Source organism: Pseudomonas sp. LARHCG127 (assembly GCF_052871455.1).
Genome location: NZ_JBIXJT010000014.1, coordinates 25466 through 39870 on the forward strand (window position 1 = coordinate 25466; position 14405 = coordinate 39870).

11 protein-coding genes are annotated in these 14405 nt (G+C 62.1%); 5 read left to right on the plus strand and 6 right to left on the minus strand.

Annotated features, from left to right (window positions below):
- Positions 1-14: 14 nt before the first annotated feature.
- The 3 genes from ACIPQ1_RS22210 to ACIPQ1_RS22220 form a co-directional block, all read right to left on the minus strand.
- Positions 15-1139, minus strand: a complete 1125-nt coding sequence (locus ACIPQ1_RS22210) for an ABC transporter ATP-binding protein (protein ID WP_053125916.1) — start codon at positions 1137-1139, stop codon at positions 15-17.
- Positions 1140-1484: 345 nt separating this feature from the next.
- Positions 1485-2114: a response regulator gene (locus tag ACIPQ1_RS22215; protein ID WP_003206156.1), complete on the minus strand. Its 630-nt coding sequence runs from the start codon at positions 2112-2114 to the stop codon at positions 1485-1487.
- 205 nt (positions 2115-2319) lie between these two features.
- Positions 2320-4716 carry a PAS domain-containing sensor histidine kinase gene (locus ACIPQ1_RS22220; protein WP_411385786.1) on the minus strand — a complete coding sequence of 799 codons (2397 nt, stop codon included), beginning with the start codon at positions 4714-4716 and terminating at the stop codon, positions 2320-2322.
- A gap of 74 nt (positions 4717-4790) precedes the next feature.
- On the opposite strand from ACIPQ1_RS22220, the gene ACIPQ1_RS22225 reads away from it, so the two are divergent.
- A complete protein-coding gene (locus ACIPQ1_RS22225; protein ID WP_411385787.1) occupies positions 4791-5780 on the plus strand; it encodes an alpha/beta hydrolase family protein in 990 nt (329 codons plus the stop codon).
- A 77-nt stretch (positions 5781-5857) separates the two neighbouring features.
- Here the strand turns inward: ACIPQ1_RS22225 and ACIPQ1_RS22230 are convergent, their stop codons facing one another.
- The 3 genes from ACIPQ1_RS22230 to ACIPQ1_RS22240 are packed head-to-tail and all read right to left on the minus strand — an operon-like array spanning position 5858 to position 8320.
- The gene (locus ACIPQ1_RS22230) at positions 5858-6625 is read right to left on the minus strand and encodes a TerB family tellurite resistance protein (protein WP_250962144.1); all 768 of its coding nucleotides are present in this window, start codon (positions 6623-6625) and stop codon (positions 5858-5860) included.
- A gap of 1 nt (position 6626) precedes the next feature.
- Positions 6627-7298 carry an N-acetylmuramate alpha-1-phosphate uridylyltransferase MurU gene (gene murU, locus ACIPQ1_RS22235; protein ID WP_446534784.1) on the minus strand — a complete coding sequence of 224 codons (672 nt, stop codon included), beginning with the start codon at positions 7296-7298 and terminating at the stop codon, positions 6627-6629.
- Positions 7295-8320, minus strand: coding sequence for an aminoglycoside phosphotransferase family protein (locus tag ACIPQ1_RS22240; RefSeq protein WP_446534785.1), 1026 nt, complete (start codon positions 8318-8320; stop codon positions 7295-7297). Before ACIPQ1_RS22240 ends, murU begins: the two co-directional genes overlap by 4 nt.
- A 130-nt stretch (positions 8321-8450) precedes the next feature.
- Here ACIPQ1_RS22240 and ACIPQ1_RS22245 point away from each other — a divergent pair, with 130 nt between their 5' ends.
- The 4 genes from ACIPQ1_RS22245 to rsmA are packed head-to-tail and all read left to right on the plus strand — an operon-like array spanning position 8451 to position 14371.
- Positions 8451-11273, plus strand: coding sequence for an LPS-assembly protein LptD (locus ACIPQ1_RS22245; RefSeq protein WP_446534786.1), 2823 nt, complete (start codon positions 8451-8453; stop codon positions 11271-11273).
- On the plus strand, positions 11254-12570 hold the full coding sequence (gene surA, locus ACIPQ1_RS22250) for a peptidylprolyl isomerase SurA (RefSeq protein WP_446534787.1): 1317 nt from the start codon (positions 11254-11256) through the stop codon (positions 12568-12570). Before ACIPQ1_RS22245 ends, surA begins: the two co-directional genes overlap by 20 nt.
- Positions 12567-13556 (plus strand): 4-hydroxythreonine-4-phosphate dehydrogenase PdxA, encoded by a 990-nt coding sequence (gene pdxA / locus ACIPQ1_RS22255; RefSeq protein WP_411385789.1) that lies wholly within the window; start codon positions 12567-12569, stop codon positions 13554-13556. Before surA ends, pdxA begins: the two co-directional genes overlap by 4 nt.
- The gene (rsmA, locus tag ACIPQ1_RS22260) at positions 13553-14371 is read left to right on the plus strand and encodes a 16S rRNA (adenine(1518)-N(6)/adenine(1519)-N(6))-dimethyltransferase RsmA (RefSeq protein WP_186706966.1); all 819 of its coding nucleotides are present in this window, start codon (positions 13553-13555) and stop codon (positions 14369-14371) included. The genes pdxA and rsmA overlap by 4 nt, the downstream gene beginning before the upstream one ends.
- Positions 14372-14405: the final 34 nt, after the last annotated feature.

Below are 14405 nucleotides of genomic sequence, written 5' to 3' on the forward strand. Positions count from 1 at the left end.
ACAGCAGGGGGCGATCAATTCGCCTCTAAAAGGGGATCGAGCGCACGCACATGCTCGACTTGCCAGCCAAGCGGAACCACGTCCCCGACGGCGAGCGCGGGATCGAGCTCGGCAATCGGCTGTTTCACGAAGAAGTCGTTCTTGCCGCAGACTTCCAGGCGAACCCGGACGTGGTCGCCCAGATAGATGAATTCCGCCACCCTCCCTGAGAAGCGGTTGACACATTGTTCGCTGACACCGTTGAGGCTCACCCGCTCCGGACGGATCGACAGGGTCACCGGCTCGCCGGGCTGGCCGACGTTCACCGCCAGGGCCTCGACTTTCTCGCCGCGCGCCAACTCCACCAGGCAACGATCGCCGGTGTGGCTGTGCAGGCGACCGTTGAGACGGTTGTTTTCGCCAATGAAGTTGGCGACGAAGGTATTTTTCGGCTCTTCATACAGGGTGCGTGGTGGGGCGATTTGCTGGATCTCGCCCTGGTGGAACACCGCCACGCGGTCGGACATGGTCAAGGCTTCGCCCTGGTCGTGGGTCACGTAGACCACGGTCACGCCAAGTCGCTGGTGCAGGTGCTTGATTTCCATCTGCATGTGTTCGCGCAATTGCTTGTCCAGCGCGCCGAGGGGTTCGTCCATCAGCACCAGCTGCGGTTCGAACACCAGCGCCCGGGCCAGGGCCACCCGCTGCTGCTGGCCGCCGGACAATTGCGCCGGGTAGCGTTGGGCGAAGCTGTCCAGCTGGACCATGCTCAGGACGCGCTTGACCCGATCGCTTACGTCGCTCTTGTTCAAGCCACGCACAGTCAGTGGGAAGGCGAGGTTCTCGGAGACGGTCATGTGCGGGAACAAAGCGTAGTTCTGAAACACCATGCCGATGTCGCGCTTGTGCGGCGGCACATTATTGATCGAGCGCCCGGCCAGCAGGATCTCGCCGGCGGTTGGGGTTTCAAACCCGGCGAGCATCATCAGGCTGGTGGTCTTGCCGGAGCCGGAGGGCCCGAGCAGGGTCAGGAATTCGCCTTTGCGAATGTCCAGGTTGAGGTCTTTGACGATCAGGTTCTCGCCGTCGTAGCTCTTTTGCACACCACGAAAGCTGACCAGCACATCACTGGCCCCCGCGCTTGAATCGACCTGGCTCATACCCGCACCTTTTGTTTTGATGACTGCTTGTGAATCAAGCCTAGTGGAGCCTGGGGGTCGCGCAAATCGGGGGGCAGGAGAGAATCGCCTCAGCCGGATGGAAGAGTCGGGGTAGGGATTGCCCTACAAGGATGGCGGGATTGGATAAGGACAGTGGCGAGTTTCAAACGGCGAGCTGCAAGCAGGGGCGAACGCGGTATTGGGGCGTGTCGCAAATAGGTATGTCAGCGCATTTCCTTGTGGGAGCGAGCTTGCTCGCGATAGCGGTAGATCAGCCAACATCAATGCAGAATGGGCCGATTCAATCGCGAGCAAGCTCGCTCCCACAGGGGAACGTGTGGAGGGTTAGAGCAGCTTGTGCTCCATGGCGTACTTCACCAGCTCGGCCAGCGAGGTGATGTTGAGCTTTTGCATCAGCCGCGCCTTGTGGGTGCTGATGGTCTTGCTGCTCAGGGCCAGTTGCTGGGCGATGTCGTTGACGTTGGCCCCCTGGGCCAGGCGTTCGAAGACCGAGAATTCACGTTCGGACAACAGCGAGTGCAGCGGCCGCGTATCGGTGAGGCCGACTTCGAAGACCATGCGGTCGGCCAGGTCCGGGTCGATGTAGCGTCCACCGGCCGCTACCTTGCGAATCGCCATGAGTAGCAGGGCCGGGTCGCTGTCCTTGGTCGCGTAGCCGGCGGCGCCGACTTTCAGCGCGCGAGCAGCCATTTGCGCCTCGTCATGCATCGACAGCACCAGGATAGCCGGCGGATTGTTCAGCGCCCGGATCCGTGGGATCGCCTCCAGGCCGTTGACCCCCGGCATGGAAATGTCCAGCAGCACTACTTCGCAGGGCACGTGACGCAGGGTCTCGAGCAATTGTTCGCCATTGCTCGCCTCCCCTACCACCACCAGATCCTTGGCCAGGCCGATCAACTGCTTGATGCCTTCGCGGACGATGGTGTGGTCTTCGGCTACCAGTACACGGATCACATTGCTCTCCAGATTCAGGATCTCATCGCGAACGGGTTCGCAATGGCTACTTTACGCTCGACATCCTTGCAAGCCGATACACCGCTTTCGCGAGCAAGCCCGCTCCCACAATGGATCGGCGGTAAACACACATCTTGAATCCACCCCGATACAAGGTGGGAGCGGGCTTGCTCGCGAAGGCGCCAGCCCAGGCAACCCAAGACCATCAGGCCTCCTGCAACGGCACCCGCACCGACAGGGTCGTGCCCTCCCCCGGCTCGCTGTCCAAGGTCAATTGCCCACCCATGATCAGCACCCGTTCGCGCATGCCGACCAAACCAAAGGATGTGGGCCGGCTCGTATCGGCAATAAATCCTACACCGTCGTCGCTGACCGTCAGACATAAATCAGCACCTTGCTGGACCAGCGTCAACTCCACGGTATGCGCCTGGGCATGGCGCATCACGTTGGTCAGCGCCTCCTGAAGAATCCGAAACAGGCCGATGGCCTTGGCGTCACTCAGGGTTGGCAGGTTGTCCGGCACCTGCACCAGGCAAGGAATCTGCGTACGCGCCTCGAAGCGCCGGGCCTGCCATTCGATGGCCGAAGCAATGCCCGCATCCAGGATGGGCGGGCGCAACGCCGTCGCCACGTCCCGCACCAGTTGGAACAACTGGGCAATCAGGCGCTTCATGCTGTTAAGCCGCTCCTGCAGACCCGGGTCGAGTTGCGCATAGGCCAACTCACACATGGATGTTTCAAGCTTCAACACCGTCAGCATCTGACCCAGCTCATCGTGAACTTCCCGGGCAATACGGGCCTTTTCCTCTTCCCGCACACTCTCCAAGTGTGCCGACAATTCGCGCAATTGCTCCCGGGAGCTGGCCAGCTCCAGCTCGATGCGCTTGCTGTTCGTGATGTCCCAGACGATACCGTCCCAGACGTAGGCGCCATCTTCGAGGCGACGGGTGATCGCCTTGATCTCGGCCCAACGCTCCTGGCCTTCGCGGGTCAGGATACGGCCCTGCCAGGACCAGTCACTGTCGGTATCCAGCGCCTGGTCCTGGGTACGGTGGTAGTCGGCCTTGTCCTGCGGGTGCACCAGGCTGCGCAGCCCAGTGTCGCTGCGGGCCAGGGTTGCAGGGGAATAGCCCACCAGGCTTTCGCTGCCTTCGCTGATGTAGGCGAAGTCGATCTGGCCGGTCACCGGCGCCCGCTCCAGGCGAAAGACCAGGCCCGGCACATTGGCGGCGATGCCTTGCAACCGCGCCTCGCTTTCGCGCAACGCCGCCAGCGCACGTCGGCGTTCGGTCACGTCGTTGAGGTAGACCACCAAATATTCGGCGTCGCGAAAACGCAGGAAGCTCAGGGAAACGTCGGCCGGCAGGATGCTGCCATCGGCTCGCACGCATTCGGTCTCGAAACTCTGCGGTCCGTCTTCACTGGCCCGGGCGCGCTTCCACAGGTTCAGCCAGCGATCCATGTGCAAGCCCGGTTCGAAGTCAATCAGGGGCCGGTCAATAATGGCGCCCGAGGCGTAGCCGAGCATGGTTTCGGCCGCTCGGTTGGCATAACGCACGTGGCTGTCCCAATTGACCCAGAGGATGCCCACCGTGCTTTGGTCGATGGAGAACTGCGTCAGGCGCAAGGCCTCCTCGCTGGCCGTACGCTGGGCGATGTCTTCCCGCGCGGAACGCAATCGGCGCTCCAGGCCGCGTTGCTGGCGGCGCTGCCAGAACACGATGGCGACACTGCTGAGCAGCAAGGCCAGGATCAACAGGGTCAGGTTCTGCCAGAAACCCGGGGTTTCGGTCAGGCGCGGGTATTTGGGCTTGAGCCAACGGCTGTGCAGTTGCTCCAGCTCCTTGGCCGGGATTGCCTGCAAACCGCTGTCGATGATCTCGCCCAGTTCCGGCCAATCCCGGCGTGTGGCGACCCGCAGCAGCTGCGGCAGGCCAATGTCGCCCACCACCGCCAGCTCGGCGAATTCGGGTTCGACCATCAGTCGTCCAAGTTGCGCCTCGTCGACCACCGCGTATCGGGCCTGCTGGGTCAGCAGCAATTGCAGGGCCTCGCGCTCCAGCGGCACGCCTTGCAGATTCAGCGTCGGGTAGTTGCTGCGCAGGTAATCAGCCGTGGCGCTGGGCATGCGCACGGCGACGCGGGCCTGGGCGTCGAGTTTTTCCAACTCCACCCCCTCGGCGCCCTTTTGCGCACCGACGATCAATTGCGGCACACGCATGTAGGGGTTGGAGAACTGCCAGAGCTTGAGCCCGCCCGGGGACTGGGTCAGGCCGGGAGCGATGTCCACCTCACCCGCGCGCACCGCGGCTTCCAGTTGCGCCACGTCCTGGAAATTGCGCCAGGTCAGCTCGACGTTCAATGCCTTGCCCAGCCATTGCATCAACTCGACGTTGGTGCCGGACAACCGCTGCAAGCGCCGGTCGTATTGCGCATAAGGCGCCTGCAAGACCAGGCCGACCCGCCATTGTGAATGTTGCATCAGCCACTGGCGCTGCCCTGCATTCAATTGCACCCCTGGCGCCGACGGCGCGGGCGCGGCCCACGCCATCAAGGGAAGCCATAAACAGCCGATAACCCACAGGCAGCAAAAACGCATCATCGAAGTCTCATGCACTGACAAATACTGACCAACCCATTAGGCTGCCGGAAATACTTCTGGTCATGGAATATCCGATGCCCTTTGTTTATCGCCTGGCATTGCCAGCATTGTGCCTGTCGCTGATCCTGCCAAGTGCCTTTTCTGTCCAGGCCAGCGAAACGGCCCCCGTCGCCGAGCAACCTGCCGAGGAGAAACCCGTCGAGCGCCAGCCCTTGCTCGAGCGTAGCCAGGAGGAAGCGGCGGCACTTGAACGAAAGGTTCCGCCCCAGGAACAGCAACAGTTGCAGACCGGCAGCGACACCTTCCTGGCGCTGTGGAAACCGGCCAATACCAGTGACCCCAGGGGTGCGGTCATCATAATCCCCGGTGCCGGCGAAACCGCTGACTGGCCTCAAGTCGTCGGCCCACTGCGTAAAAAACTGCCCGACGCGCAGTGGAGCAGCCTGAGTATCACCCTGCCGGACCTGCAAAGCGACGTCATTGCACCGCGTGTGGTGGAAGCGCCGCCCGAGACCAAACCGGCCGACGCCGTTGCGGCGGCACCGGACGCGACCACTTCGGCACCGATCGAACAAGTCGCCGGCGGCGAAGCCGATGCAGTGGACCCAGTCGTCGCAGGCACCGATGAAGAACACGCCAGCGCTGACGCCGAGCGCATCTTCGCCCGCATCGACGCGGCGCTGGCCTACGCCGAACAGCAAAGCGCACGCCGCATCGTGCTGCTGGGCCATGGCACCGGCGCCTATTGGGCCGCGCGTTACTTGAGTGAAAAACAGCCCTCGCAAGTCGAACGCTTCGTGATGGTGGCCGCCCAGACGCCAGTCACCGCTAAGCCTGGCCTGGCCGAACTGACCCCGACCTTGAAACTGGCGACCGCCGATATTTTCTACATGGATAAGGCGCTGGATCGCAACGCGGCGCTGGAGCGCTTGCAGGGGAGCAAACGCTTGAAAGGTTCCACATTCAGCCAAGTGTCCCTCAAGGCCCTGCCGAACCGGTCGGCGGAGCAGGAACAGCTGTTTCGGCGGGTGCGGGGTTGGTTGGATCCGCAGAAGGCGGAGTAAGGGCCGGCTCACACCTCAAGTGAAGCACTGTTGTGGCGAGGGGATTTATCCCCTCGCCACAATTGTTCCCTGCGCGGCTAGCGAAAATCCCGTCGCTCCCGAATCAACCGATAGGCGTTATGCAATTCCCGGGTTCTATCGGTGGCTTCACGCACCTGCAAGGGCGTCGCACCGCTGCCGGCAATCTTGTCCGGGTGATGCCGACTGAGCAGGCGCCGATAGGCGCGCTTGATCTGCGACGGTTCGCTGGTGGCCGAAACCCCTAGCAGGCGCAAGGCCTCCTGATAGGTCACGCCGGCGTTGGGCCGCGACAGTTTCTGCGGTTCGTAGTCAGCCGCCAACGCCTGGACCTGTTGCGGCGTCCAGCCCAACCAGCGGCCCCATTGGGTCACCAGTTCTCGCTCGTCGACACCGGCGCGTCCGTCGGCCCAGACCATCCGCCAACAGGCGCGCAACACCCCTTCAGCCGCATGGGGCTGAGCGGCCAGGCGACGCATATAGCCGCGCAAGCGATCGTTGCCGGACTTGCCCCGGTTGAACGCCGCGATGGCCCGGCGTTGCGCCGACTCGCTCAAGTCCAGCGCCCGCATCTCCTGGCGAGCCTGCTGGATATGGCCATCGACCACACGCCCGTCGCATTTGGCCAGGCGTCCGAGCAACACAAACAATAATTCATCGTTGCGTAACGCCGGGCGTCCGCCCAGACGCTCACGTATTTGCGCCCAACCCTGCAGGTTCAGGCGCCGGTCCAGCGCCTGCCCTAACAACGCGCCGAGCATGGCCCCCGGGATGCTGGCTATGGCAAAGCCCGCCCCGGCTCCAATCAGAGTCCCTGGCCACCACATATCAACCGCTCGCTTCTATCAAGGTTTCGACCTGCGCCAAACGTTCATGGGTACCGACATCGACCCAATGCCCTTTCAGGTGCTCGCCACTGACGCGCCCCTCGGCCATGGCCGTGCGCAACAGCGGTGCGAGCTTGAAGGCACCGTCCGAGCAACCATTGAACAATTGCGGATGCAGGACGGCGATGCCGCTATAGGTCAGGTTGTCGGCAGGTGTTTGCCCATCGTGAACCTTTCCGTCGACCAGGGTGAAATCGCCGCCCGGGTGATGCTCGGGATTATCGACCAGCACCAGGTGCGCCAGCCCTTCCAGCGGCCCGCGCAATACGCTGAAATCGTAATCGGTCCAGACATCGCCGTTCACCACCACAAACGCGTCATCGCCCAGCAGCGGCAAGGCCCGGAAGATTCCACCGCCGGTTTCCAGCGGCTCGCCCTCGGGAGAAAAACGGATGCTCACGCCAAACCGTGAGCCATCCCCCAAGTGATCTTCGATCTGCTGGCCGAGCCAGGCGTGATTGATCACGACCTCGGTGAAACCGGCCTTGGCGAGCGCCCGCAAGTGGTATTCGATCAAGGGCACGCCCCCCACACGAATCAACGGCTTTGGCGTGGTCAGGGTCAAGGGGCGCATGCGCTCGCCCTTGCCCGCGGCCAGGATCATCGCTTTCATGCCGTTTCTCCGGCCGATTGCCGCAGGCTGCCAAACAGCTCATCGAGCGGTGCCAGCTCAGGACGACGGGCGATGACCGCTTCTATATAGGCAAAGAAACGCGGCACATCGCCGAGGTAACGTGGCTTGCCGTCACGATGGCAAATGCGCGCGAAGATCCCGATGACCTTGAGATGACGCTGCACGCCCATCAAATCACTGGCCCGCAGGAAATCCTCGAGATCCGGCTGGACGGGAATACCCAGGGCGCCAGCCTGCTGCCAGTAACGCTCCAGCCAACCGCGCACCCGCGCCTCGGGCCAACTAAGGAAGGCATCCTTGAACAGGCAGGTCACGTCATAGGTCACCGGGCCATAGACCGCATCCTGAAAGTCCAGTACGCCGGGGTTCGGCACGCTGAGCATCAGGTTGCGCGGCATGTAGTCGCGGTGCACCAGCACTTTGGGCTGGGCCAGGGCGCTGTCGATCAGCAGCTCGGTGGCTTGCTGCCAGAGTTGCTGCTGGGCCGAATCGAGTTCGATGCCCAACTCGCGCTTGACGTACCACTCGGGAAACAGTTCCAGCTCTCGACGCAGCAACGCGACATCGTAGCTCGGCAGCGGCGCGACCATTGGCAGTTGCTGGAAAGCCAACAAGGCTTGCAGGGCATCTGCGAATAAATCGTCGGCATTTTCACCGTCGATCACGTCCAGATAGGTCTGGTTGCCCAGGTCGTTGAGCAAAAGAAAGCCGCGCTCAAGGTCTTCGGCATAAATTTTCGGCACGTTGATGCCGGATTTCGCCAGCAAAAAAGCAATATCCACGAAGGGTTTGCAGTTTTCCTGGGGCGGCGGCGCATCCATCACGATCATAGTGCGGCCCTCGCCTTCCCAGCGGAAATACCGCCGGAAACTCGCGTCACTGCTGGCGGCGGTCAACGTGGCCGGGGGTACGCCCCCCCAGCCCTGTTGAGTGAAAAGGATCGGCAGCTGTTCATCGAGCCAAAGTTTCAGGTGTTGCAAGCGTACATCTTGGTCGGGCATTGCAAGGGTCTCCGACGGCGCTAGCCGTCAAGCGGGTCATGCTTTATTATCCAGCATCTTTTTCAGACCATCGAGAGGCGTGCGGCCCACACCGCGGGCAGATGGCACGCAGGAAGCCCGGACTAATAAGATGGCATTGAAATCCCCCGCGTTTCGTAAAAAATTTCCGTTGCTGGTCACCGGCAGTCTGCTGGCCCTGCAACCCCTGGCCTCTTCATTCGTCGTCGCGGCGCAGCAGTATGACTGCTCCGTCTCCGCTTCGGGTGCCTGGGACTGTGCACCCAAGACACCGGCCGCCGCGTTGCCGCCGCGTCCCGTGCATGATGGCAGTGCGGTTTCCGACAGCGGCGCTGCTCCGGCCGACAGCGGCTCGGGCGAGGAAGCCGGCGAAAAGCCGATGCTCGTGACCGAAGCCAAGGGCCGTGGCCTGAAGTCGCGCAGTGCAGACTACAGCCACCTGGATTGGGTTCCACGCGAGAACCTCACCCCGGCGCAACTGGCTGAAACCGGTCCTTACTGCGCGGGTGCCTATATCGAGCCGACGCGTCCTGGCATGGATGACAAGACGGCCAAGAGCGATGCGCCCACCTTCCTCGGCGCCAAGGCGTCGCGCTATCAGCAGGAAGAACAGGTGGCGACCCTGGCCGGCGACGTGGTCATGCGCCAGGGCAGCATGCAGGTCGAGGCCGACGAGGCCAGCCTGTACCAGGCCGAGAACCGTGGCGAGCTGAGCGGCAACGTGCGGGTTCGCGACAACGGTGCGCTGATCGTCGGCGACCACGCCGATGTGCAACTGGACACCGGCGAAGCCAAGGTCGACAACGCCGAATACGTGATGCACAAATCGCGCATCCGCGGTAACGCGCTGTACGCCAAGCGCGCCGAGAACGCGATCATCCGCCTCAAGGACGGTACGTACACCACGTGCGAGCCGGGCAGCAACGCCTGGACACTCAAGGGCAACAACATCACCCTGAACCCGGCCACCGGTTTCGGCACCGCGACCAACGTGACGCTGCGGGTCAAGGACTTCCCGGTCCTGTACACGCCGTACATCTATTTCCCGATCGACGACCGTCGCCAGTCCGGCTTCCTGCCGCCGACCATCGGCAGCAGCAGCGACACCGGCTTCCTGCTGGTCACCCCGTACTACTTCAACCTGGCGCCGAACTACGACGCCACGTTGTACCCGCGCTACATGGCCAAGCGCGGCCTGCTGATGGAAGGCGAGTTCCGCTACCTGACCAAGTCCAGCGAAGGTCAGTTCGGTGCTGCGTACCTCAACGACGAAGACGATGAGCGCAGCGGGCAGAGCGACTACGACAAGACCCGCTACATGTACAACTGGCAGCACAAGGGCGGCCTCGATTCGCGCGTGCTGACGGAAGTCGACTACACCAAGATCAGCGATCCGTACTATTTCCAGGACCTTGAAAGCGATCAGATTGGTATCGAGTCCAGTAACTACGTCAACCAGCAAGGCGCGGTCAGCTATCGCGGCGACAACTACACGGCGCGAGTGAATGCCCAGGCTTACCAGATGGCGACGATTTCGAAGATCACGCCGTACAATCGTTTGCCGCAGATCACGTTCAACGGTCAGCTACCCCAGCATCCATATGGCCTGGACTTCGCTTACAAGACGGAGTTGGTGCGGTTTGATCGGAATTTGCGCAATGGTAACTACATTAATGAAGACGGCGGCCCTGTAAATCCTAATGGCACCATTGGGACGCCGTGGCTGGACGAAAACGTCAACGGCCTCGCACGGGCGAACGGCAATCGCTTGAATTTGGCGCCGGTCATAAGCCTTCCTATGGAAGCGACCTATGGCTTCATCAAGCCGTCGCTCAAATATCAGTACACTCAATATGACCTGGACTTGGATAGTCAAGGCAAGCTCGACATCTCGAACCAAGATGCCGAGACTGATCGCCTGCGGGGCACCTACAGTGGCAGCCAGAGCCGCGGCGTTCCAATCGCCAGCATCGACAGCGGCCTGTACTTCGACCGGGACACCCAGTGGTTTGGTAGCAACTACCGTCAAACCCTGGAGCCGCGCCTGTTCTACCTCTATGTCCCAGAGAAAGATCAAAGCGACATTCCGGTTTTCGACACCGGCGAATCCACCTTCAGCTATTCCTCGCTGTTCCGGGACAACCGTTTCTCCGGCTCCGACCGTGTCGGCGACGAGAACAAACTGTCCTTGGGCGTGACCAGTCGCTGGATCCAGGAAAACGGTTTCGAGCGCCAGCGCGTCAGTGTCGGCCAGGCCTTTTACTTCAAGGACCGCGAAGTTCAACTGCCAGGCATCGACTTCAACACGCGTGAAGATGCCAAGTCAGACGTATCTCCATACGCACTGGAGTACGAATTCCGCTGGAACCGTGACTGGCGCACCACGGCTACCTACAACTGGGATCCGGACACCCACAGCCCTCGCTCGGGCAGCGCGATGTTCCACTACCAGCCAGAAGACAACCCGAACAAGGTCATCAACGCCGGTTATCGCTATCGCAACGACCAGGTCCGTTACGACCAGACTACGGGTCAATGGTCCGTGGGCGGTGGCGACTACGGCACGCCAGGCACACCTGGCTACGTGAAGGACTACTACAAGATCAAGCAGCACGACTTCTCGGTCATCTGGCCGATCGTGCCACAGTGGAACCTCATCAGCCGCTGGCAGTATGACTACAACCGCAACCGTACCCTGGAAGCCTTCGGTGGTTTCGAATACGACAACTGCTGCTGGAAACTGCGCCTGATCAACCGTTACTGGGTCGACTACGAAGAGTTCAGTCAAGCCGCCCCGGAAAACGAAAAAGGCGACCGCGGCATCTTCCTCCAAATTGTTCTGAAGGGACTCGGCGGCCTGACCGGCGCCAAGGTAGAGAGCTTCCTCGACAAAGGCATCCAAGGTTATCGTGAACGTGAAGACCAAGCTTTCTGATTGTCTGCGCCCGCTGATGTTGGGCGCGCTGTTCCTGGGTACCGCAGCCAACGCCGCGGTACAGTCCATCGACAAGGTAGTGGCCATCGTCGACAACGACGTAGTCATGCAGAGCCAACTGGACCAGCGCGTCCATGAAGTGCAGCAAACCATCGCCAAGCGCGGCGGAGGCCTGCCGCCTCCAGGCGTGCTGGACCAGCAAGTGCTCGAACGCCTGATCGTCGAAAACCTGCAATTGCAGATCGGCGAACGTTCCGGCATCCGCATCACCGATGAAGAACTGAACCAGGCCGTCGGCACCATTGCCCAGCGCAATAACATGAGCATCGACCAGTTCCGCGCCGCCCTGGCTCGCGACGGCCTCTCCTACGAGTACGCCCGCGATCAGATCCGCCGCGAAATGGTCATCAGCCGTGTGCGCCAGCGCCGTGTCGCCGAACGCATCCAGGTGTCGGAACAGGAAGTGAAAAACTTCCTCGCCTCCGACTTGGGCAAGATGCAGCTTTCCGAAGAGCTGCACCTGGCGAACATCCTGATTCCTACCCCGGAAAGCGCCAACTCCGAAGCCATCCAAAGTGCTTATCGCCAGGCAATGGATGTCTACCAGCAGCTCAAGCAAGGGGCCGACTTCGGCCAGATGGCCATTGCCAAATCGGGCAGCGACAACGCCCTGGAAGGCGGCGACATGGGCTGGCGCAAGCCCGCTCAATTGCCGCCTCCGTTCGACCGCGAGCTGAGCGCCATGGCCGTCGGCGACATCACCCAGCCAGCACGTACCCCAGGTGGCTTCATTATCCTGAAAGTGCTGGAAAAACGCGGTGGTGGAACCCAGGTCCGTGACGAAGTCCATGTTCGCCACATCCTGATCAAGCCAAGCGAGATTCGCAGCGAAGCCGAGACCAAGCGTCTGGCGGAGAAACTCTACGACCGCATCGAAGCGGGTGAAGACTTCGCCGAACTGGCGAAGAGTTTCTCGGAAGACCCGGGCTCGGCCCTCAACGGCGGCGACCTGAACTGGGTGGACCCAAACGCCCTGGTTCCCGAGTTCCGCCAGGTCATGGCTGATACGCCGCAAGGCCAGCTGTCCAAGCCGTTCAAGAGCCCTTATGGCTGGCACGTACTGGAAGTCCTCGGCCGTCGCGCCACCGACAGCACCACCCAGGCGCGCGAACAGCAGGCGATGACCGTATTGCGTAACCGCAAATACGACGAAGAGCTGCAAACCTGGCTGCGTCAGATTCGCGACGAAGCCTACGTTGAAATCAAACTTCCTGGTGCAGACCAGGCAGCGCAGTGAAACCCAAGCGTTTCGCGCTGACACCCGGCGAACCAGCCGGCATCGGTCCCGACCTGTGCCTGCTGCTCGCCTCGCAACCCCAGCCGCATCCCCTGATTGCCATCACCAGTCGCGACCTGCTCCTTGAGCGGGCCGCGCAACTGGGGGTGGTCGTCGACCTGTTGCCGGTGACGCCGCAGGCCTGGCCGGATATTCCAGCGCCCGCCAACAGCCTGTACGTCTGGGATACACCGTTGGGCGCCCCGGTCGTCACCGGGCAATTGGACCAGGCCAACGCCGCCTTCGTCCTGCAAACCCTGACCCGCGCCGGCCAAGGCTGCCTGGATGGGGCGTTCGCAGGCATGATCACCGCTCCGGTGCACAAGGGCGTGATCAACGAATCCGGGATTGCCTTTTCCGGGCACACCGAATTCCTGGCGGATCTGACCCACACCGCGCAAGTGGTGATGATGCTCGCCACTCGTGGCCTGCGCGTGGCCCTGGTGACCACTCACCTGCCCTTGCGGGACATCGCCGACGCCATCACCCCGGAACGCCTGGAACGGGTCACGCGCATCCTGCACGCCGACCTCCAGGAAAAATTCGGCATCGCCCGGCCGCGCATCCTGGTCTGTGGACTCAACCCCCATGCCGGCGAAGGCGGACACCTGGGCCGAGAAGAAATCGACATCATAGAACCCACGTTGGAGCGCTTGCGCAGCGAGGGCATGGACCTGCGTGGCCCGCTGCCTGCCGACACTCTGTTTACCCCCAAATATCTGGAGCACTGCGATGCGGTGCTGGCGATGTACCACGACCAGGGCCTGCCCGTGCTGAAGTACAAAGGCTTCGGCGCAGCAGTCAACGTGACGTTGGGCCTGCCGATCATCCGCACCTCCGTGGACCATGGCACCGCCCTGGACCTGGCCGGCAGCGGCAAGATCGATACCGGCAGCCTGCAAGTCGCGCTGGAAACCGCCTACCAGATGGCCGAGACCCATTTATGACCGAGCAATACCAACACCGCGCGCGCAAGCGCTTCGGCCAGAACTTCCTGCATGACGCCGGCGTGATCGATCGCATCCTGCGCTCCATCCGGGCCAAGCCCGACGACCGCTTGCTGGAAATCGGGCCGGGCCAGGGCGCCCTGACCGAGGGCCTGCTCGACAGCGGCGCACAACTGGACGTGGTGGAGCTGGATAAAGACCTGGTCCCGATCCTCAACCAGCAGTTCGCCGGCAAGAGCAACTTCAACCTGCACCAGGGCGACGCGCTGAAGTTCGACTTCAATAGCCTGAACGCCGCGCCGAACAGCCTGCGGGTAGTGGGCAACCTGCCGTACAACATCTCCACGCCGCTGATCTTCCATCTGCTGAGCAATGCCGGCCTGATCCGCGATATGCACTTCATGCTGCAAAAAGAAGTGGTCGAACGTCTAGCCGCCGGCCCTGGCGGTGGCGACTGGGGTCGCCTGTCGATCATGGTCCAGTACCATTGCCGGGTCGAACACCTGTTCAACGTAGGCCCGGGTGCATTCAACCCGCCGCCGAAAGTCGACTCGGCCATCGTTCGCCTGGTGCCTCATGCCGTCCTGCCGCACCCGGCCAAGGATCATCGCCTGCTGGAGCGAGTGGTGCGCGAAGCGTTCAACCAGCGCCGCAAGACCCTGCGCAACACCTTGAAACTGTTGCTCAGCAGCGCCGAAATCGAAGCCGCCGGCGTTGATGGCAGCCTGCGCCCCGAGCAGTTGGACCTGGCGGCGTTCGTACGCTTGGCCGACAAGCTCAGCGAACAGGCCGCCCCGCAAGCCGACGCCAACTGAACAGAGGTCGAGCGCTATCGGGCAGTACGCCAGT

Coding starts and splice junctions, on each gene's coding strand:
- rsmA (WP_186706966.1), top strand. CDS start 13,553: ATGACCGAGCAATACCAACACCGCGCGCGCAAGCGCTTCGGCCAGAAC.
- ACIPQ1_RS22230 (WP_250962144.1), bottom strand. CDS start 6,625: ATGTGGTGGCCAGGGACTCTGATTGGAGCCGGGGCGGGCTTTGCCATA.
- ACIPQ1_RS22225 (WP_411385787.1), top strand. CDS start 4,791: ATGCCCTTTGTTTATCGCCTGGCATTGCCAGCATTGTGCCTGTCGCTG.
- ACIPQ1_RS22210 (WP_053125916.1), bottom strand. CDS start 1,139: ATGAGCCAGGTCGATTCAAGCGCGGGGGCCAGTGATGTGCTGGTCAGC.
- murU (WP_446534784.1), bottom strand. CDS start 7,298: ATGAAAGCGATGATCCTGGCCGCGGGCAAGGGCGAGCGCATGCGCCCC.
- ACIPQ1_RS22245 (WP_446534786.1), top strand. CDS start 8,451: ATGGCATTGAAATCCCCCGCGTTTCGTAAAAAATTTCCGTTGCTGGTC.
- ACIPQ1_RS22240 (WP_446534785.1), bottom strand. CDS start 8,320: ATGCCCGACCAAGATGTACGCTTGCAACACCTGAAACTTTGGCTCGAT.
- ACIPQ1_RS22220 (WP_411385786.1), bottom strand. CDS start 4,716: ATGATGCGTTTTTGCTGCCTGTGGGTTATCGGCTGTTTATGGCTTCCC.